This is a genomic window from Pseudomonas sp. GW821-FHT07G10 (genome assembly GCF_059418545.1).
In genome coordinates this window covers 1-17837 of sequence record NZ_JBWKQB010000013.1, presented here as the reverse complement: position 1 = coordinate 17837, position 17837 = coordinate 1, and the positions used below count along the sequence as shown (strand labels likewise).

The window sequence follows — 17837 nt, the reverse complement described above, 5'->3', positions numbered from 1 at the left end:
ATTTATAAGAAAAACCAAGAACTACAATGAGTTAAAGCTGTCTTTTGATGCCGGAAGAAAGCTTCGGTTGGCCGTCCAACCATCGCTTGCCAGTCTTTCGCACGCTGCCAGCGCTCTAAGCGCTCTGTTTCTGTCGCCCAACTTCCCGAAATTACTCGAGAGGCTGGACAGTATCTTCCCGGAGAGCGGATGACGAGACCCTCGGTTTTGCTTGTGCTGTGCTTGTCGTTGCTGCTGCCGATGCCCGCGGTTGCGCGTTTGGCCGGCCCCCCGGTGGCTGTTGCGTCAGGCAAGGTTCGCGACCTGGCGCAGATCCGTGACAGTCGCGTCCTGCGGGTGCTGGTCAACCAGAGCCGCAACAGTTCCGGCGAAGTCCAGGGCCAGACCATTGGCGTCGAATACCATCGCCTGCGTGCCTTCGAACAATACCTCAACGGCCAGGCCCCTGACGGTCAGGAAATCAACCTCAAGATCATTCCCAAAGCCAAGGATCAATTGCTCGGTGCCCTTGAGCGCGGCGAGGGAGATCTGGTTGCTCCCGGCGAATTGCTGAGCCCTCAGTCAGGACACGCTATCAGCTCCAGTGACCCGATCATCAGTAACGTTCCGTTGTTGTTGGTAGGAATCAAAGGTGAGCGGCATTTCACCCGCCTTGAGCAGCTGTCCGGGCACACTTTGGCGCTGACCATGGGGAGCGCGGCGGGTGAGGCGATCAATCAGATCAATCAGAAACTGGCGTTGCGCAAGTTGCCGCCGGTCAAGGTCGAGTGGGTCGATCCCAGCCTTGCCGTCGAAGATGTGCTGGAAATGGTTCAGGGCGGGATTTTCCACCTGACCATCGTCGAGCAACCGATTGCCGAGCGTTGGGGCAAGATTCTGCCCAAGCTGCGTTTCGATCGGCAGGTGATCATCAGTGAGTCGGGCGAAGAGCATTGGTTTGTGCGGCGCGACGCGTCGATGCTACGGACGAGTATCGATCGCTTCCTGAAAACCTATAAAACACCAGCGGACCAGGACGTCGCGTTTCTGCGCATCTATCGACGCCTGGATCAGGTCCACTATCCTCTGGCCCACGCCGACCGCCAGCGCCTGGAAAAACTACGCCCGGTCCTGCAAAAACATGCCCGCGAACAGGGCCTGGACTGGCTGAACCTGGCCGCGCTGGCGTTCAAGGAGTCAGCGCTGCAACCGAGCGCGAAGAGCGGCGGCGGTCCCACGGGTTTGATGCAAATTACCCCTTCGGCGGCTCAGCGGGTGGGGGTCAATGATATTCAGTCACTGGACGGCAATGTGCAGGCCAGTGCCAAGTACCTGGGGCTGATCCGCCGCAAGTTCTTCGCCAGCCCCAAGCTCAACGAGCGCGAGCGCATGGCCTTTGTGCTTGCGGCCTACAACATCGGCCCGGAGCGGGTTCAGGGCATGCGCACCGAGGCCAGACGGCGCGGCTTGAATCCCGACCAGTGGTTTTTCCAGGTGGAACGCATCGCCCTGGAGCAGGCGGGGATGGGCGCCGTCAGCTACGTCAATAGCGTCAACAAGTACTACCTGGCGTTCGATCGGGAACGGGGGTCGCTGGAGACCCAGCCGCAAAAGGTCGCCTTACGGAAATGATCGATAAATTTGATTGTTATGGCGGGATTTTTGCGCTTTTAACATGATATTTACTGATTAATATAGCGACCAACCAACCCCTACATCAAAAGGAAGACACAGCATGAGCACACTGATCAAAACCGCACTGTCTACCCGCGCAGGCTACGGCCTGGCTGTACTGCGGATCTTCGTCGGCATCATCTTCGCTGCTCACGGTTCGCAAAAGCTCTTTGGTCTATTCGGCGGTTACGGTCTGGCCGGCACGGCGCAGTGGATGGAAAGCATCGGTCTGGCGCCGGGGCATCTGATGGCCCTGCTGGCGGGTGGTACCGAGTTCTTCGGCGGCCTGGCACTGATCATCGGTTTGCTGACCCGTCCTGCGGCACTGGGCCTGACGTTCACGCTGCTGGTGGCGATCTTCTCGGTGCATATCAGCAACGGTTTGTTCATGGCCAACAATGGTTATGAATTCGCTCTGGCCTTGCTGGGCGGTACGGTAGCGGTTCTGCTCGAAGGTGCTGGCAAGCTGTCGCTGGATCGCATCATTGCCAAGTAACTGTCGACACAACCTTGATCAGTAAAAAATCCGGAATCTGAAAGATTCCGGATTTTTTATGCCTGCTGCTTATCCCTGCTTGAACATCTCTGCGGCACGTTTGGCGATTTCTTCTTTCGACAGATTTTCCTTACGGCTGGAGATAAACCACAAATGACCGTATGGATCTTTCAGGGTGCCTGAGCGATCGCCGTAGAACTGGTCTTTCACTTCAGAGACAGCCACACCTCCAGCAGCAATCGCCTGCTTGTACTGCTTGTCGACATCGTTCACATACAAATGCAGCCCCACCGAGATGCCGGCCTGTTCTGGGCTGCTCAGGGATGCCGCTGCGCATGGGGTGGCGAGCATGATGGCCGAGTCGCCAATGCGCAGTTCGGCGTGGCCAATGTCGCCGTTGGGCGCCACCAGACGCATGACTTCAGTCGCACCGAACGCTTTCTTGTAGAACTCGATCGCTTCGGCGGCTTTTTTGATGCCCAGATAGGGCGTGATACTGTGGTAACCCTCGGGTATCGGTTTAACGCTCATGTTGGTTCTCCTTTTTTTGCTGGGGATGAACGTAATCCTTCACCGTTTTCCGGTCGATTCACTATAGGCCACGACAGGTAGCGCAACTGAGGGGCCGACGGGCAGCAGCATGGCTACTGTTCAGCCATCAACAGCAAAGCATCAGATTGCTTCGCTGCACTAAATCGAATGGCTATAAGAGGCTCCCAACCCACTGAAAACAAAGGGGCAAGCGTTCAGGCACAGAGGCTGAAATTGCTCATTGCAATCACTGTTGACCCGAGAGCGTTGTATGTCTGCCTTGCCTGAATCTGCCGATTATCCGATCCATCCTCCAGCCGCCGATCTGATCCGTGAGGACGCCCAAGCCCTGCTCGTGGCCGAGCGCGTGGCTGCGGTGCTGCTGGAACAGGACGCCGAGCGCGATCGCAGTCGGCAGGTGCCCGTCGACATTGTCGATCTGTATTCCAACATTCGCGCGGTTAGTGGAAACCGCTTTGCGCGAAGTCGACCGTGGTGTGGTGGAAGCGACCCAGGCAATGGGCGCCAACACCTGGCAAATCATTCGCCACACATTATTGCCCGAGGCGCGCGGCGGGCTGCTGGCAGCGGTCACCGTTACGGCCATTGTGCTGGTGGATTACACGGCGATGGCTGGCGTGATTGGTGGTGGCGGCCTTGGTGATCTGGCGATCCGCTACGGCTATCAGCGTTTTCAGACCGACGTGATGGTGGTCACCGTGGCGCTTCTGCTGGTGCTGCTGCACGAAGCCGGATTGATCAAACTCAAGGATCCGGGCAATACCCTGGCGACTCAGCGCGAGATCATTGAAAACCCCAAACATCTGAAAATTCGCGAGCTGGAAGGGACGTTGCTGGCGCGTTCGGTCAGCCGGGTGGATCTCGCGTTTGAGGTCCGCCAGTTCATTCTGACCCGTTACAAAGGGCAGATTGCGCCGGGGTTTTGAGGGATTCAATGATCGTTCCCACATGCGGCGTTGATCGTTCCCACGCTCTGCGTGGGAATGCCTCATTGGACGCTCCGCGTCCGCTTTTATGTGACGCGGAGCGTCACGGGCTGCATTCCCACGCGGGAGCGTGGGAACGATCATTCTGGATCGACTGACGACTCCAACAACAGCGCTCCCGGCCCACGTTCACCCAGCACATCACCGTAGTTGCGCAGTGGGCAGGCCTCCATCGATAAACAACCGCAACCAATGCAGCCGTTGAGCTTGTCGCGCAACTTGATCAGTTGGTTGATTCGTTCATCCAGGTCGTTGCTCCACTGAGCTGAAAGTTGCTTCCAGTGCGCTGCGGTCGGCGCCCGATCTGGCAGTGACTTCAAGGCGTCGCCGATCTCCGCCAAGGGGATTCCCAATCGCTGTGCGACCTTGATCAACGCCACCCGTCGCAGTACTTCCCGCGGATAACGGCGTTGGTTGCCTTGGTTGCGATTGCTTTTAATCAGCCCCTTGGACTCATAGAAGTGCAGGGCGGTAACCGCGACGCCGCTGCGCGCCGCCAATTGGCCGACGGTCAGCTCTTTGTTGATGGCTTCTTTAGTGATCATGTGATTTGCCGCTTGACCTCTAGTTAACTAGAGGTTTTACCCTGCATGGCCTCGGATCGCAAGATCCTGCTTACCTGTCAGTGGGGACTTTTCATGCAGTCACTAGAGAGAAATCGTAGTTTCACGCAACTGATCGAATTCGAGATCGAACCTCATCAGCAACAAGGACTGGTTTGGGCCTTGTCTGAACAGACCGAGCGCCTGGCGCAGGGCTACCACGGTTTTCTCAGTGCCAGCGTGCAGGCCAGCGATGACGGGCGGCGGGTGCTCAATTACCTGCAATGGCAATCACGGGAGGCGGGTGAGGCAGCTTTCCAGAGCTTTGAAAATGGCGAACAGGATTTCTGGAAGCTGATCCGCGCCTATCAGGCCAGGACCGTTACCTTTGGTTCGTTCCAGGTGCTGCGCAGCATCGAGCGCAGCCATGACAGTGCGTTGCACTGCAACCTGGTGAGCTAGATCGACAATTGCAGCATCCGTTCGCCCTGAAGGTTATCCACAGGCCGGCATTTGTTGACGGCCAGTTCGTCGATCTTGATCAGCCGCGTTCGGGTGACGTTACGACTCAAACCCAGCAGGTTAGCGGTGTGTACCTGATTGTAATGGCTGAAGCGGTAAGCGGCCCGAAGCAACGCGTCTTCGACTTTCTCATGCAGCGCACCAGCCTGTTCTTCGAAGAACTTTTGAAACGCCCGGTCGAGCAAGGCTTCGGCCGAATAATTGAGGCTTGCGTGGCTGTCGTCTTGACGCTCGATGCGCATGTTCGACAAGCGTAAGTCGTCGCGCTCGATCACGCCGTTGCGGCAGATCAGCAGGGTGTGATGAATGACGTTTTCCAGTTCGTGGATATTGCCCGGCCAACTGTAGGTCCTGAGTTTGTGCTCGGCCTCACTGCTGATGATCGCGCCATAACCCAAGCGCTGGTTGTAAGACTCGATAAAGTGTCGGGTCAGCGGCAGGATATCCCCCGGCTGATTGTGCCAGGTGCTGAGGTTGTGGATATGTCGTGCCACCAGCTCTTTCCCGGTACCGGTTTCGCCGATGATCAGTACGCTGGCTTCGCTCGGCGCAACCTACCGCAAATGCGCCAGCAAGGCCCGGGATTTCGGGTCTTCGAAGATCTGGGCGGTGGCCCGGATCGAGGTCGCCAGCGCGGGTGAAGGCGGTAAGGTCAAAAGTTGCATGGGGACGTTCCATGAATAAAAGGCTATGAATAGAAAGTCGGAATCAGCAGGGACTGGTTCATGAAGTTTGTAGTCCACCGGGTCGTGCAGGGTTTGCGTGCGCAGGCGAAGGGTGTGCTCAGTGGGCCTGGGTCGAGCAGCAATTCTGATTCCTCCACCCGTACTCGTTCGAAACTGGCACCGCTACTGTCGGTCGGCGCTGACCCATGTTGTCCCAATCGTTGTACAGGGTGATGCCACTGCGCCCACTGGGGATGGCGGCGATCAATAGCTTGCCGCCGGCGCTTTCATCCACTGCGGAGGCGATCAGCATTTACGAGTCGCTGGCGCCGGAGCAGAAACTTTTCTTGCCGGAAAACTCGCGCCAGCCGGCGAGGTTTGATCGTTCCGGTCGCGAGAACAGCCGAACCGTGGCCAGCATCAGGTGATGAAAACCAAAGACATGGGCAATCGAGCTGTCGACTTTGGCGAACTCGCGGACAATGTTCAGGGTTTCGCTCCAGCCAGCACCGAGGCCGCCGTATTGGGCAGGAATACTCAGGGCCAGTAGACCGCTTTGGCGCAAGGCGTCACGCTGGGCTTTCGGCGTGCCGCCGCGTTCATCGCGTTCAACAGCGGTTTGGGCAAACTCGGCAGCCAATGCACGGGCGGTCTGCAACGGGGACAACAGGGCGCTTTGCGGCTTGTCGGTCACGCGATGCTCCTTCTATGTGACGATCCAATCTCTGCGTAGGAGCGAGGCTTGCCCGTGATGAACGATAACGCGGTCCGTCTGGACATACCGCGGTGACTGCATCGCGAGCAAGCTTCGCTCCTACAGAGGCAAGGTGGGGTTCAGGCTGTGGCTTTTGTAGGCAGAACGTCATTGGCGATCATTTCGCCGAATGGCCCGGTGAGGTTGGTGATACCGCGACCGGCGAGGCTGGCGTAGGGTTCCGGCAGTAGCGGGAACACCAGCTCGGCGAAGCGGTAAGCCTCTTCCAGATGTGGGTAGCCAGAGAAGATGAAACTCTCAATGCCCAAATCCGCGTACTCCTTGATCCGCGCCGCCACTTGTTGCGGATCGCCCACCAACGCGGTCCCGGCACCGCCACGCACCAGACCGACGCCGGCCCAAAGATTGGGGGCGATCTCCAGATTGTCACGCCGGCCGTCATGCAACGCGGCCATGCGTCGCTGACCTTCGGAATCGAAGCGCGAGAAGGATTTCTGTGCCGAGGCGATGGTTTCGTCACTGATGTGTTCGATCAGCTTGTCGGCGGCTTTCCAGGCTTCGTCGGCCGTTTCGCGAACGATCACGTGCAAGCGAATCCCGAATTTCACGGTACGGCCCTGACGAGCCGCGCGTTCACGGACATCGGCCAGCTTTTGGGCGACAGCCGCCGGCGGCTCGCCCCAGGTCAGGTAGACGTCGACCTGCTCGGCGGCCAGATCATGGGCAGCCTCGGAAGAACCACCGAAATACAGCGGCGGATAAGGCTTCTGCACCGGCGGATACAGCGCCTTGGCGTTCTGCACCCGTAAATGCTTGCCTTCGAAGTCCACCGACTCGCCTTGCAGCACCCGGCGCCAGATCTTGAGGAATTCGTCAGTGACTTCGTAGCGTTCGCTGTGATCGAGGAAGCTGCCGTCGCCACGGTTTTCATCCGGGTCACCGCCAGTCACCACGTTGATCAGCAGACGGCCATTGGACAGCCGATCAAGGGTCGCGGCCATGCGCGCCGAAACGGTCGGCGAGATGATCCCCGGACGAATGGCTACCAGGTAACGCAGGCGTTCGGTCAACGGCACCAGGGCCGAGGCGATCACCCACGAGTCTTCGCACGAACGCCCGGTGGGGATCAGCACACCGTGATAGCCGAGGTTGTCCGTGGCCTGAGCCACTTGCTTCAAATAATTGAGCGTGACCGGGCGCGCGCCCTGGGTGGTGCCCAGGTAATGGCCGTCGCCGTGAGTGGGGAGAAACCAGAAAACATCCATGACAGGTCCTTAAGCGATTTTCAGCAAATTGTGTGGGTGCACGCGAAACAACGTATCGGCAACTGCCTGGCCAATTCCGCGAGCACGGCCTGGGTCAGCACCAATGTGCGGGAGGGGCGGTAAGTGCCACCCGAGAGGGCTACGACGTTTAAAGGGCGCGACATGAACAGTTCCTTTTCAAACAGTTGCTCAAGGAGCAATGAGTAGTGACCGGGTTTGAGCAAGAGCTGTACCAAGCGGCCGAAGCCTTTGTCTGCGGGGCTTTCAGCGGTTTCTATTCAGGCTGCTGTGTGTTTGTTGAGCGCTGTTTTGTTGATTGACTGTTGCAGGGCCAACAGTTGCCTGGCCAACAGTCAGCGCGGCGCAGGTCCGTTATAAAGGCTCTTTGTTATTCCTCAAAATATCGTAAATAGATATTTATAGAACTATAGTGAATATGTGGAATTTGCCTGAACGGCTGTTGCCCAAACCAATAGCGACTATCGAGAGCGTTGATTTTTGTCGGTGAAGGCGCGGGAGTAGCCTGTATCCATTGCCTAACGCCAGCTTGTCAGGAGCCCCTCATGAATCGTTTATTCGTCACTTCCTTGCTGCTTGCCGCCTCTGTTCTCGCCGGTTGTGCGAGCCATCCTTCCCCTGAATTGCGGCCGTACACCGCCGAGGAAAGCAAGGAATTGGCGCTGGAGGCATTGAACCGTCGCGGGTTGTCGTACGATGAATACCAAATGAAAAAAGCCGAACTGCTCGGCCAGCCACAGAAAGCATTTGGTTTCGACACGAAAGGCGAAATGAACGCCGAGCGCGGCGTGAGCCACCATCGGCGCCCAAGCTGAGTGGACTGTACTGCTCAAACTTTGAGGCAACTGTCCGTGGGTTTTGCCAAGGCGCTGCGATAGGGTCAACACCTGACTGACCCTAATGGAATGCGCCCATGACCCTCTCGCTGGATTTGCTATTGGGCTTCGCCCTGTTTGCCCTTGTCACCTCGATCACCCCAGGCCCCAACAACACCATGCTGCTGGCCTCGGGCGTCAATTTCGGTTTCAACCGCTCCATCCCCCACATGCTTGGCATCACCTGCGGCTTCTTCATTCTTGTGCTCGCCGTCGGGTTTGGCCTGGGTGCGGTGTTTCAAACCTATCCGCTGCTTTACACCGTGTTGCGTTATGTCGGCGCGGCCTATCTGCTGTACCTGGCGTGGAAAATCGCTCATAGCGGTCCAGTCTCCGAGACCGGACAAGGTCACGCCAAACCCGTCAGTTACTGGGGGGCGGCGGCATTTCAATGGGTCAATCCCAAGGCCTGGATCATGGCGATCGGTGCCATCAGCACCTACACGCCGTTGCAGGGTTATTTCACCAATGTGATTGTCATTGCCGCGGTCTTCGCCGTGATCAACCTGCCGAGCGTCAGCGTCTGGGTGGCCTGCGGCAGCCTGTTGCGCAATGTCCTGCGTGATCGGCGCTGGTTGCGAGTGTTCAATTGGGGCATGGCTCTGCTGTTGGTGGCCTCCCTGTACCCGATGCTGCACGAAAGCTTTAGCTGACTTAGGCTTCAACCCGGAGTCCGATGCCTGTTAAGCTCAACTTCAGGAGCGTTCCTACGCACTTTTAAGAGAAGTTGTCTTCCTTTAACTGCATCCGATCAGGTATTGCTGACGTTTTACCGTTTTGCGCCGCTCCCGGGTTGGCGCCGGCCAACGTTTTCACCACCGAGCACACCTGATCCCGGAACACGCTCTGCGAGTCTTTTTTATGAATAAACGTCCTTTGTATTTCGACTACGCCGCTACCACGCCGGTGGATGAGCGGGTGATTCAGGTGATGGTCGACTGTCTGGGGTTCAGCGGTAACTTCGGTAACCCGGCCTCCAGCTCCCATGCCTTCGGCCAACAGGCTCGACAAACGGTTGAGCACGCTCGCCGACAGGTGGCCGAGCTGGTCGGCGCAGAGCCTTCGCAGATCGTCTGGACCTCCGGCGCCACTGAATCGAACAACCTCGCTCTCAAGGGCGTCGCCCAGGCTCGCGGTGTTGCGGGTGGGCATATCATTACCAGTCAAATCGAACACAAGGCGATTCTCGATACGGCCAGGCAGTTGCAGGATGCCGGCGTCGCCGTGACCTATCTGGTGCCGGATGCCGAAGGTCTGATCACCGCGCAGGCGGTCAGTGAAGCGATGCGCGAGGACACCTTTCTGGTGTCGCTGATGCTGGTCAATAACGAACTCGGCACCGTCAACGACATCCCGGCCATCGGCCAGGTGGTGCGTGAACGAGGCGCGTTGTTTCACGTCGATGCCGCCCAAGGCGCTGGCAAAGTGGCGATCGATCTGGCCGAGTGGCCGGTGGATCTGATGTCGTTTTCCGCACACAAGATCTATGGTCCAAAGGGCATTGGTGCGCTATACGTCGGCCCACGTGCGCAGCAACGTTTGCAGGCGCAGATCCATGGTGGCGGGCACGAAGGCGGTTTGCGTTCCGGGACCCTGGCGACTCATCAGATCGCAGCCATGGGCGCGGCGTTTGCCCTTGCGGCAGAGTTCTTCGACGAAGAGGCTGCAACCATTGTGCGCTTGCGTGAGCGGTTGCTGGCGCAACTCGGCAGTCTTCCTGGATTGCAGCTCAACGGCAGCGCGACCCAGCGCATTCCCCATACCTTGAGCCTGACGTTCAACGAGGGCGAGTTCAATCCGGCGGCGTTAAGTGCTTCGATTGCTTTTTCGGCGACCTCGGCCTGCAACTCGGCGAGTAACGCGCCGTCCCATGTATTACTTGCGTTGGGACATGACGGGTGGGCGGCGAGTCGTACGATCCGTCTGAGCCTCGGGCGCTTCACCACCGAGCAGGATGTCGATCAAGCGGCACAATTGATTAAAGCTTCATTCGCCAGTGCACCGGCGTTCTGGGCAGCTGCCCAGCCATAAGGGCTGATCCGCATCTGCACCCAATAATAATGATGAGTGATTAGCAGGAGACACAATGAGCACGCAGTCTTTGACCAACGGAGTGGTTTCCCGGCGCCTGGCGCAAACACGCGAGCTGATGAGCCGGGAGGGCATCCACGCCCTGCTGGTGCCGTCAGCCGATCCACATCTGTCGGAATATTTGCCGGGCTATTGGCAGGGACGGCAATGGTTGTCGGGTTTTCATGGTTCGGTCGGCACGCTGATCGTGACCGCGGATTTCGCCGGCGTCTGGGCTGACAGCCGTTATTGGGAGCAGGCGACCAAGGAGCTCAAGGGCAGCGGCATCGAGTTGGTGAAACTCCAGCCTGGGCAACCAGGCCCGCTGGACTGGCTCGCTGAGCAAACGCCCGAAGGCGGCGTGGTGGCCGTCGATGGCGCGGTCATGGCGCTGGCTTCGGCGCGTAGTCTGGGTAGTAAACTCCAGGAGCGTGGCGCTCGGCTGCGCACTGATATCGATGTGTTGAACGAAGTCTGGCAAGACCGTCCAGCGCTGCCGAATCAGCCGATCTATCAACACTTGCCGCCTCAGGCCACCATAAGCCGTGGCGAGAAACTCGCCAGGCTGCGCCAGAGCCTGAAGGAGCGCGGTGCCGATTGGCATTTCATCGCGACCCTCGATGACATTGCCTGGCTGTTCAACCTGCGTGGCGCTGACGTGTCGTTCAACCCGGTGTTCGTTTCGTTCGCATTGATCGGGCAGCAGCAGGCGACACTGTTTGTGGCACTGAGCAAAGTCGATGCGCAACTGCGCGCGATCCTCGAACAGGATGGCGTGACCTTGCGCGATTACAGCGAAGTCGCCGCGGCATTGAGTGCTATACCGAGCGGCGCGAGCCTGCAGGTCGACCCTGCGCGGGTGACGGCGGGTCTGCTGGATAACCTGGGCAGTGGTGTCAAACTGATCGAAGGGCTGAACCCGACCACCTTGTCCAAGTCGCAAAAAAGCCTCGCCGATGCCGAGCATATTCGTCAGGCCATGGAGCAGGACGGCGCGGCACTCTGTGAGTTTTTCACCTGGCTGGACACTGCGTTGGGTAGCGAGCGGATTACCGAACTGACCATCGATGAGCACCTGACGGCAGCGCGTACCCGTCGTCCGGGCTATGTCTCGTTGAGCTTCAACACTATCGCGGCGTTCAATGCGAATGGCGCGATGCCGCACTACCACGCCACCGAAGAAGAGCACGCGCTGATCGAAGGCGATGGTTTGCTGCTGATCGACTCCGGCGGTCAGTACCTGGGCGGCACCACCGACATTACCCGCATGGTGCCGGTCGGTACACCGACTCAAGAGCAGAAGCGTGACTGCACGCGGGTGCTCAAAGGCGTGATCGCGTTGTCCCGGGCGCAATTCCCGCGGGGCATTCTGTCGCCGCTGCTGGACTCCATCGCCCGTGCGCCGATTTGGGCCGAGGGTGTCGATTACGGTCATGGCACCGGTCATGGTGTCGGTTACTTCCTCAACGTCCATGAAGGTCCGCAGGTGATTGCCTACCAGGCGGCGCCGGCACCACAAACGGCGATGCAGCCGGGAATGATCACCTCAATTGAACCGGGCACGTATCGTCCTGGCCGCTGGGGTGTGCGGATCGAGAACCTGGTGTTGAATCGTGAAGCGGGCAGCACCGAGTTCGGTGAGTTCCTCAAGTTCGAAACCCTGACCCTGTGCCCGATCGATACCCGTTGCCTGGAGCCGGCGTTGCTGACTCAAGACGAGAAAGAGTGGTTCAACGGCTATCACGCGCAAGTGCGTGAGCGTTTGAGTCCACTGCTTGAAGGCGCCGCTCTGGAGTGGCTGAACACCCGAACGGCGGCTATTTAAATCAGCTCAGCGTCATCAGCCCTGGGCGGTGGCGCAAGCTCAGGCGCGTGAGCCAGCGCCTCGGTCATATAGTCGATGAATGCGTTGACCCTGGCGGATTGGCGACGATTCGCCGGGGACACGGCATAAATTGGCAGCGACTGTGGGCTGTAGTCCTGCAGAATCGCCACTACCCGACCGGCCCGTAAATCCTCACTGAACAACCACACGGGCGACAGCGCAATGCCTAGCCCTGCGAGCACCATTTCGCGTATCGCCTCCGAGCTATTACTTTGGGCATTGCCCTTGATCCGCACGTTGTGGCGTTCTCCATTCTTCTGGTAAATCCATTGGTTCTGGCTACTCAGCAGGTTGAACAGCAGACAGTTGTGCTGGCTCAGTTCTTCGGGCGTGAGTGGCAGGCCCTGGCGGGCGAGATAGTCAGGGCTGGCAACCGTCACACGGTAGGTGGTACCGACCTTGCGGGCGATAAGGCCGCTATCGTTCAGTTCGCCGATCCGGAAGGTGACGTCCAGGCCCTCGCTGACCAGATCCTGATTGTGGTCGTTGAGTTGCAGGTCAATTTGCACCTGTGGATAACTCGCCAGAAAGCCCGGCAGGCGCGAGGCAATCTGCAAACGCCCGAAACTGACGGATGAGCCGACCCGCAAGTTGCCGGCCACGGTTTCCCGGCCCGACTGAAAGCTGTGTTGCGCGGCGTCCACCGCGGCGAGGATTTGCCGACATTGCGTGTAGTAACGCTGACCTTCATCGGTCAGCGACAGTTGTCGGGTGCTACGGGAAATCAGCTTGCCGCCCAGCTCGATCTCCAGCGCTCTCAGCACTTTGCTGATGGTGGGTTGGCTGGTCTGCAATTCCCGGGCGACAGCGGAAAAACTGCCGCGCTCCACCACTCGAACAAAAATCGCCATTGCATTGAGCTTGTCCATGGGTGTTCTCATTCATGCCAAATGGGCATGCTCACTATAGCTATATAGCGTCTTATCGGTATGAGTCGGGTGGTGGATGATCAACTCAACTTCCCTGACATGAGATCGCGAAAATGACTGACATACGTGAGATGAATGCTCTGATTGTCGATTCGGCTAATGCGCCTTTTCGCTTGGCTGTTTTAAACGTCCCCGAACCAGACGCGGGCCAGGTATTGGTCAGGATTGCAGCCAGCGGGGTCAATCCGCTGGACGCAAAGATACGTGCGGGACAAGCCGCCCACGCACGTCAACCTTTGCCTGCGGTGCTGGGTATGGACCTGGCAGGAACCGTTGAAGCGCTGGGTGCCGGCGTAAGCGGATGGAAGATCGGCGATGAGGTTTATGCCATGGCGACCGGTATCGCGGGTTTGCAAGGTTCTCTGGCCGAATTCGCTGTCGTCGATGCGCAATTGTTGGCGCTCAAACCGCGCAATTTGAGTATGCGTGAAGCAGCGGCGCTGCCCTTGGTGCTGATTACCGCATGGGAAGGGTTGGTGGATCGCGCTCACGTACGAGCAGGGCAGTCGGTGTTGATTCACGGTGGCGCGGGAGGCGTCGGACATATTGCAGTGCAGCTCGCTCAAGCCTTCGGTGCCGATGTGTTTGCCACCGGTTCAGCCAGGCAGCGGGGCATTATCGAAGGTTTTGGAGCGACCTTTATCGACTATCGGCAAAGCCCGGTTGAACATTATGTAGAGGAGCACACGGCAGGCGAGGGGTTCGATATCGTTTACGACACGGTGGGCGGTGAAACGCTGGATGCGTCATTCAAGGCTGTGCGCAACTATTACGGTCATGTGCTGAGCTGCCTCGGTTGGGGGCAACACAGCCTTGCGCCATTGTCCTTTCGGGGCGCGACTTATTCTGGAGTGTTCACGTTATTGCCGTTGCTGACGGGCAAGGGCCGTGATCATCACGGGCAAATTCTTGCTAAAGCGACTCGGTTGATCGAAGCCGGCAAGCTGACTCCTTTGCTCGATCCTCGGCAGTTCGGTTTGCAAACCGCCGAAGCCGCCTATGACCTGCTTGCTGCGGGGCAAGCGCAGGGTCGGCTGGTCATCGAGATTTAGCTCAAGGCTTCGAGGACAAAGTCCAGACGGTCCTGGCCGAAGAACAGCTGGTTATCGACAAACATGCTCGGCGCGCCGAACACGCCACGTCGCAACGCCTGTTCGGTTTTGTCCTTAAGGGCGGCTTTGATCTCCTCATCGTTGGTCAGCGCCAGGATTTCGGTCGGGTCAAAGCCGTTCTCCGTCAACACCGCAGCGACTGTCGCAGGGTCATTGAGGTTGCGCTTATCAACCCACAACGCGCGGAAAAGACAGTCGATAAAATCGAGGAAACGTTCCGGATGACGCAGTTGCATGCCGGTGACTGCGCGCATCAGTAAAAGGGTGTTGACCGGAAAGTGTGGATTGAAATTGAGCGCAACCTGATAGCGTTTGGCGTAACGCTCCAGATCGTCAAGCATGTAGCGCCCTTTGGCTGGAATGCTGATGGGGGAGGCGTTGCCGGTGGCTTTGAATACACCGCCCAGCAGCATGGGTTGATAGATAAGCTGGCTGCCGGTTTGGGCGCAGATTTTTGGTAATTGGGTATAGGCCAGGTAAGTGCTGGGGCTGCCGAGGTCGAAGAAGAACTCTACGGTTTTGCTCATGGTGGGTGCTCTCTGATTATTGTTATTGGGGAGGGCTTACCAGCGTTCGCTCCATGGTCGTAGATCCAGCTCGAAGGTCCAGGCATCTCGCGGCTGACAGTGCAGGTACCAATAGTTCTCGGCAATGTGTTCCGGATTAAGGATGCCGTCTTGATCCTTGAGCGCGTACTTCTGCGGGAAGCTGTCGCGAATAAAGTCCGTATCAATGGCACCGTCGACGACGATATGAGCGACATGGATGTTCATAGGACCCAGTTCGCGGGCCATGCTTTGGGCCAATGCGCGAATTCCATGTTTGGCGCCGGCAAACGCGGCGAAACCGGCAGCTCCACGCATCCCGGCTGTCGCACCGGTGAACAGGATAGTGCCCCGTTGGCGGGTGGCCATGCGTTTGGCGACTTCACGAGCGTTCAGGAATCCCGAGAAACAGGCCATTTCCCAGATCTTGAAATACTTGCGCGCGGTTTCTTCAAGGATGCTGCACGGTACATTGGCGCCGATGTTGAAGACGAAGGCTTCGATCGGGCCGATCTGGCTCTCGATCTGTTCGACCAGCGCAATCACATCCTCTTCTTTGCGTGCATCGCAGGCGAAGCCATGTGCCTGGCCCCCTGCTGCCTGGATGGCATCGACCAGGGGTTGCAACTTGTCAGCGCTACGCCGAGTGACGCAGGCGATAAATCCCTCCTGGGCAAAACGCTTGGCTATTGCACCACCGGTGGCATCGCCTGCACCGACCACCAATACGACTTTGTTGTTATTTATGGCTGTAGTCATGGGTATCGCCTTTTTAGTAAACGATCGTTAGCTAAACGAACGTTATGCTACGATCTCTAATGCGTCAAGGTGATAGATTCATAGGGGGGAGCGATGCGTTATTCAGCCAGCCACAAGCAGGAAACCAGAGAGCGATTGCTGGAAAGCAGTGCTGTGTCGGCCAAGAAAGAAGGTTTTTCCACGGTCGGCGTCGACGGTTTGATGAAAGCGATAGGGCTCAGCGGTGGGGCTTTCTACAGTCACTTTTCGTCAAAAGATGAGCTGTTCAGTTCGATTGTCGAGCGAGAGCTGAGTCAGAGTCTTGAGCGGTTAAGCGGGGATGGTGAGCAGAATCGGGCAAGGCTTGAGCGTTGTCTCAAACATTATTTGAGCATGGCGCACGTTGAGCAGCCCGAGACAGGTTGTGCCTTGCCGGCGTTGGGAGCCGAAATCGCTCGCTCCGACATCGCTGTTCGGCAGCAGGCGGAGCAGTGGATATGCCGATTGCAGGAATGCTGGGCCCGGACATTAGGCAGCGACTCTCTGGCGTGGGCGATTTTGTCGCAATGCATTGGCGCGCTGGTTGTGGCGCGGATGCTGGTAAATCCCCGGATTCAAAGCAAAGTCCTGGAGTCGAGTTACGCCGAGATCGGTCACCAGATCAGAAGACTGCACGTTGAATGAAGCGGTGTCAGCTTATTTACAGATGACGATCATGCTGCGGCTCGTATAGCCGGCGGGATTGAGGCCGAAGGGGTAGTCACCGGGGTCTTCTACAGCGTCGCCCGATTTGGCGATCACTTTGTAGCCCTTGGCGCCGCATGAATTGGCGGCACTGGTGTAACACTTGTCCCAGGAAGAGGACAGGCCAGAGCAGTTGATATGCAGTCCCGTCTTTCCGCGCTTTGTTTCGGTTTTTGAGGTCGCAGCACAGCCTGCAATGGCAAGTACGGCTAACAGTATCAAAACTCGTTTCATGCCCTTCCTTTTAGCTCGCTTCGGGTCTGGCACCCGAGTCTGGCTTTATCCGCTCTAGCGTGTCGCGTTGACGATGTCCCTATTCGAAAAATCCAAGGCTTACACAGAGTTACAGCCTAAACATGGCCTAATTGAGCGGTAAATGCCAGAGCTTCGTCAAATCCAGTTTCAATCGGCTGCGAGCAAGGGACTGGATTCGCGGCGCATAGTCATGGTGGCACCGACGGAGGCGAGGATGATGCAAGCAATGGCCAGCCATTGGGCCAGGGACAGGTATTCGTGAAGGAACAACAGCCCTGACAAGGCACCGAAAGCAGGTTCGATGCTCATCAAGGTGCCAAAGGTGCGAGCTGGCATTCTGGTGAGGGCCACCATCTCCAGGGTGTAGGGCAGGGCAGTAGAGAGAATGGCGACTCCAATGGCTATCGGGATCAAGGACGGAGTCAATAAGGCTGCTCCTGCATGGACGATGCCGATAGGCGCTACGAATAAAGCGGCAATCATTACACCCAGTGCGGCGGTTTGAACGCCGTTGTCTGCACCGGCCTTTTGGCCGAACAGGATATATAACGCCCAGCAGATACCCGCGCCAAGCGCATAACCAGCACCTATAAGGTCGATTCCGGCACTGGTGTCGCCCGCGGGGATCAGCAGTAGCAGGCCGATGACCGCCAAGCCGATCCACAGAAAGTCGATCGCCCGGCGTGACGCATATATAGCAACCGCCAGGGGGCCGGTGAACTCCAGGGCAACCGCAATTCCCAGAGGGACGCTTCTGAGTGACATATAGAAGAGGAAGTTCATGCCTCCAAGTGCCATCCCGTAGACGACTACCGTGCGCAAGGACCTGGCTGTGAGTTTGGCGCGCCAAGGGCGTAGCAGCAGCAACATGATGATGCTGGCAAAAATCAGGCGTAGCGTCGTAGTGCCTTGGGCTCCCACAACGGGGAACATGCTTTTGGCAAGAGAGGCACCGGATTGGATTGAAGCCATGGCAATAAGCAGCAGGCCGACCGGGAACAGAGTCGAGGCGAGGCTGCGGGGCTGGTCAGTCATTACGAGGCATCATCCGGAGTAGTAGAGACAGAAAGGTATATGCGCGGTACATGATGCTCAACTCATACTTCATGAGCAATATACTGCTCACACTGTTTGTGCGCCTCTTATATAAGCAGGGCTTTCGACGTTTTCGACCATTGTTGATAGATAATTTGAATTAACCCTTGACGGCAGAATCTGGAAGCCTATAATTCGCCCCACTTCCGGCGCAGTCGAAACGGAAAACTCCTTG

17 protein-coding genes and 4 pseudogenes are annotated in these 17837 nt (G+C 57.8%); 10 read left to right on the top strand and 11 right to left on the bottom strand.

Annotation, left to right across the window (positions count from 1 at the left end):
- Positions 1-189: 189 nt before the first annotated feature.
- Positions 190-1611 (top strand): MltF family protein, encoded by a 1422-nt coding sequence (locus tag AC07O1_RS15860; RefSeq protein WP_495089299.1) that lies wholly within the window; start codon positions 190-192, stop codon positions 1609-1611.
- 103 nt (positions 1612-1714) lie between these two features.
- Positions 1715-2149, top strand: a complete 435-nt coding sequence (locus tag AC07O1_RS15855) for a DoxX family protein (protein ID WP_494993839.1) — start codon at positions 1715-1717, stop codon at positions 2147-2149.
- Positions 2150-2218: 69 nt separating this feature from the next.
- Here the strand turns inward: AC07O1_RS15855 and AC07O1_RS15850 are convergent, their stop codons facing one another.
- Positions 2219-2680: a VOC family protein gene (locus tag AC07O1_RS15850; protein WP_495012801.1), complete on the bottom strand. Its 462-nt coding sequence runs from the start codon at positions 2678-2680 to the stop codon at positions 2219-2221.
- A 446-nt stretch (positions 2681-3126) separates the two neighbouring features.
- On the opposite strand from AC07O1_RS15850, the pseudogene AC07O1_RS15845 reads away from it, so the two are divergent.
- Positions 3127-3627: pseudogene (locus AC07O1_RS15845) on the top strand (MetQ/NlpA family ABC transporter substrate-binding protein); the annotation flags it as partial.
- Between the two features lie 140 nt (positions 3628-3767).
- Here AC07O1_RS15845 and soxR read toward each other — a convergent pair.
- Entirely contained in the window at positions 3768-4232 is a 465-nt protein-coding gene (soxR, locus tag AC07O1_RS15840) for a redox-sensitive transcriptional activator SoxR (RefSeq protein ID WP_495089298.1), read from the bottom strand.
- Positions 4233-4325: 93 nt separating this feature from the next.
- Here soxR and AC07O1_RS15835 point away from each other — a divergent pair, with 93 nt between their 5' ends.
- Positions 4326-4691, top strand: coding sequence for an antibiotic biosynthesis monooxygenase (locus tag AC07O1_RS15835; protein WP_495089297.1), 366 nt, complete (start codon positions 4326-4328; stop codon positions 4689-4691).
- On the opposite strand, the pseudogene AC07O1_RS15830 reads toward AC07O1_RS15835, so the two are convergent.
- The 4 genes and pseudogenes from AC07O1_RS15830 to AC07O1_RS15815 form a co-directional block, all read right to left on the bottom strand.
- Positions 4688-5416: pseudogene (locus AC07O1_RS15830) on the bottom strand (AAA-type ATPase lid domain-containing protein). The gene AC07O1_RS15835 and the pseudogene AC07O1_RS15830 sit on opposite strands and share 4 nt — an antisense overlap.
- Before the next feature lie 95 nt (positions 5417-5511).
- Positions 5512-6110: pseudogene (locus AC07O1_RS15825) on the bottom strand (acyl-CoA dehydrogenase family protein); the annotation flags it as partial.
- Between the two features lie 140 nt (positions 6111-6250).
- Positions 6251-7396, bottom strand: a complete 1146-nt coding sequence (ssuD, locus tag AC07O1_RS15820) for an FMNH2-dependent alkanesulfonate monooxygenase (protein WP_495089296.1) — start codon at positions 7394-7396, stop codon at positions 6251-6253.
- Between the two features lie 53 nt (positions 7397-7449).
- Positions 7450-7560: pseudogene (locus AC07O1_RS15815) on the bottom strand (FMN reductase); the annotation flags it as partial.
- Between the two features lie 399 nt (positions 7561-7959).
- Between AC07O1_RS15815 and AC07O1_RS15810 the strand changes: the two are divergent.
- The 4 genes from AC07O1_RS15810 to AC07O1_RS15795 all read left to right on the top strand — a co-directional run bounded on the left by AC07O1_RS15810 (position 7960) and on the right by AC07O1_RS15795 (position 12184).
- Positions 7960-8229, top strand: coding sequence for a hypothetical protein (locus AC07O1_RS15810; protein WP_494993842.1), 270 nt, complete (start codon positions 7960-7962; stop codon positions 8227-8229).
- A 98-nt stretch (positions 8230-8327) separates the two neighbouring features.
- Positions 8328-8942 (top strand): LysE family translocator, encoded by a 615-nt coding sequence (locus AC07O1_RS15805; RefSeq protein ID WP_494993843.1) that lies wholly within the window; start codon positions 8328-8330, stop codon positions 8940-8942.
- Between the two features lie 208 nt (positions 8943-9150).
- The gene (locus tag AC07O1_RS15800) at positions 9151-10320 is read left to right on the top strand and encodes an aminotransferase class V-fold PLP-dependent enzyme (RefSeq protein WP_495089295.1); all 1170 of its coding nucleotides are present in this window, start codon (positions 9151-9153) and stop codon (positions 10318-10320) included.
- Positions 10321-10375: 55 nt separating this feature from the next.
- Entirely contained in the window at positions 10376-12184 is a 1809-nt protein-coding gene (locus AC07O1_RS15795) for an aminopeptidase P family protein (protein WP_495089294.1), read from the top strand.
- On the opposite strand, the gene AC07O1_RS15790 is transcribed toward AC07O1_RS15795, so the two are convergent.
- Entirely contained in the window at positions 12181-13113 is a 933-nt protein-coding gene (locus AC07O1_RS15790) for a LysR family transcriptional regulator (RefSeq protein WP_495089293.1), read from the bottom strand. The two genes, AC07O1_RS15795 and AC07O1_RS15790, sit on opposite strands and share 4 nt — an antisense overlap.
- Positions 13114-13226: 113 nt before the next feature.
- Between AC07O1_RS15790 and AC07O1_RS15785 the strand changes: the two genes are divergently transcribed.
- Complete coding sequence (locus AC07O1_RS15785) at positions 13227-14225, top strand: zinc-dependent alcohol dehydrogenase family protein (RefSeq protein ID WP_495089292.1); 999 nt, start codon at positions 13227-13229, stop codon at positions 14223-14225.
- On the opposite strand, the gene AC07O1_RS15780 is transcribed toward AC07O1_RS15785, so the two are convergent.
- Both AC07O1_RS15780 and AC07O1_RS15775 read right to left on the bottom strand, forming a co-directional pair.
- Positions 14222-14812 carry a 2-hydroxychromene-2-carboxylate isomerase gene (locus tag AC07O1_RS15780; RefSeq protein ID WP_495089291.1) on the bottom strand — a complete coding sequence of 197 codons (591 nt, stop codon included), beginning with the start codon at positions 14810-14812 and terminating at the stop codon, positions 14222-14224. The genes AC07O1_RS15785 and AC07O1_RS15780 overlap by 4 nt on opposite strands.
- A 36-nt stretch (positions 14813-14848) precedes the next feature.
- On the bottom strand, positions 14849-15589 hold the full coding sequence (locus AC07O1_RS15775) for an SDR family oxidoreductase (protein WP_495012806.1): 741 nt from the start codon (positions 15587-15589) through the stop codon (positions 14849-14851).
- Positions 15590-15682: 93 nt separating this feature from the next.
- Between AC07O1_RS15775 and AC07O1_RS15770 the strand changes: the two genes are divergently transcribed.
- Entirely contained in the window at positions 15683-16252 is a 570-nt protein-coding gene (locus AC07O1_RS15770) for a TetR/AcrR family transcriptional regulator (RefSeq protein ID WP_495089290.1), read from the top strand.
- Between the two features lie 12 nt (positions 16253-16264).
- Here AC07O1_RS15770 and AC07O1_RS15765 read toward each other — a convergent pair whose 3' ends face one another.
- Both AC07O1_RS15765 and rhtA read right to left on the bottom strand, forming a co-directional pair.
- Positions 16265-16546 carry a hypothetical protein gene (locus tag AC07O1_RS15765; RefSeq protein ID WP_494993851.1) on the bottom strand — a complete coding sequence of 94 codons (282 nt, stop codon included), beginning with the start codon at positions 16544-16546 and terminating at the stop codon, positions 16265-16267.
- A 168-nt stretch (positions 16547-16714) separates the two neighbouring features.
- Positions 16715-17602 carry a threonine/homoserine exporter RhtA gene (rhtA, locus tag AC07O1_RS15760; protein WP_495089289.1) on the bottom strand — a complete coding sequence of 296 codons (888 nt, stop codon included), beginning with the start codon at positions 17600-17602 and terminating at the stop codon, positions 16715-16717.
- Positions 17603-17837: the final 235 nt, after the last annotated feature.

What these genes read in the sequence shown, in the direction of transcription:
- AC07O1_RS15860 (WP_495089299.1), top strand. Translation starts at nt 190, where the DNA reads ATGACGAGACCCTCGGTTTTGCTTGTGCTGTGCTTGTCGTTGCTGCTG.
- AC07O1_RS15855 (WP_494993839.1), top strand. Translation starts at nt 1,715, where the DNA reads ATGAGCACACTGATCAAAACCGCACTGTCTACCCGCGCAGGCTACGGC.
- AC07O1_RS15850 (WP_495012801.1), bottom strand. Translation starts at nt 2,680, where the DNA reads ATGAGCGTTAAACCGATACCCGAGGGTTACCACAGTATCACGCCCTAT.
- soxR (WP_495089298.1), bottom strand. Translation starts at nt 4,232, where the DNA reads ATGATCACTAAAGAAGCCATCAACAAAGAGCTGACCGTCGGCCAATTG.
- AC07O1_RS15835 (WP_495089297.1), top strand. Translation starts at nt 4,326, where the DNA reads ATGCAGTCACTAGAGAGAAATCGTAGTTTCACGCAACTGATCGAATTC.
- ssuD (WP_495089296.1), bottom strand. Translation starts at nt 7,396, where the DNA reads ATGGATGTTTTCTGGTTTCTCCCCACTCACGGCGACGGCCATTACCTG.
- AC07O1_RS15810 (WP_494993842.1), top strand. Translation starts at nt 7,960, where the DNA reads ATGAATCGTTTATTCGTCACTTCCTTGCTGCTTGCCGCCTCTGTTCTC.
- AC07O1_RS15805 (WP_494993843.1), top strand. Translation starts at nt 8,328, where the DNA reads ATGACCCTCTCGCTGGATTTGCTATTGGGCTTCGCCCTGTTTGCCCTT.
- AC07O1_RS15800 (WP_495089295.1), top strand. Translation starts at nt 9,151, where the DNA reads ATGAATAAACGTCCTTTGTATTTCGACTACGCCGCTACCACGCCGGTG.
- AC07O1_RS15795 (WP_495089294.1), top strand. Translation starts at nt 10,376, where the DNA reads ATGAGCACGCAGTCTTTGACCAACGGAGTGGTTTCCCGGCGCCTGGCG.
- AC07O1_RS15790 (WP_495089293.1), bottom strand. Translation starts at nt 13,113, where the DNA reads ATGGACAAGCTCAATGCAATGGCGATTTTTGTTCGAGTGGTGGAGCGC.
- AC07O1_RS15785 (WP_495089292.1), top strand. Translation starts at nt 13,227, where the DNA reads ATGACTGACATACGTGAGATGAATGCTCTGATTGTCGATTCGGCTAAT.
- AC07O1_RS15780 (WP_495089291.1), bottom strand. Translation starts at nt 14,812, where the DNA reads ATGAGCAAAACCGTAGAGTTCTTCTTCGACCTCGGCAGCCCCAGCACT.
- AC07O1_RS15775 (WP_495012806.1), bottom strand. Translation starts at nt 15,589, where the DNA reads ATGACTACAGCCATAAATAACAACAAAGTCGTATTGGTGGTCGGTGCA.
- AC07O1_RS15770 (WP_495089290.1), top strand. Translation starts at nt 15,683, where the DNA reads ATGCGTTATTCAGCCAGCCACAAGCAGGAAACCAGAGAGCGATTGCTG.
- AC07O1_RS15765 (WP_494993851.1), bottom strand. Translation starts at nt 16,546, where the DNA reads ATGAAACGAGTTTTGATACTGTTAGCCGTACTTGCCATTGCAGGCTGT.
- rhtA (WP_495089289.1), bottom strand. Translation starts at nt 17,602, where the DNA reads ATGACTGACCAGCCCCGCAGCCTCGCCTCGACTCTGTTCCCGGTCGGC.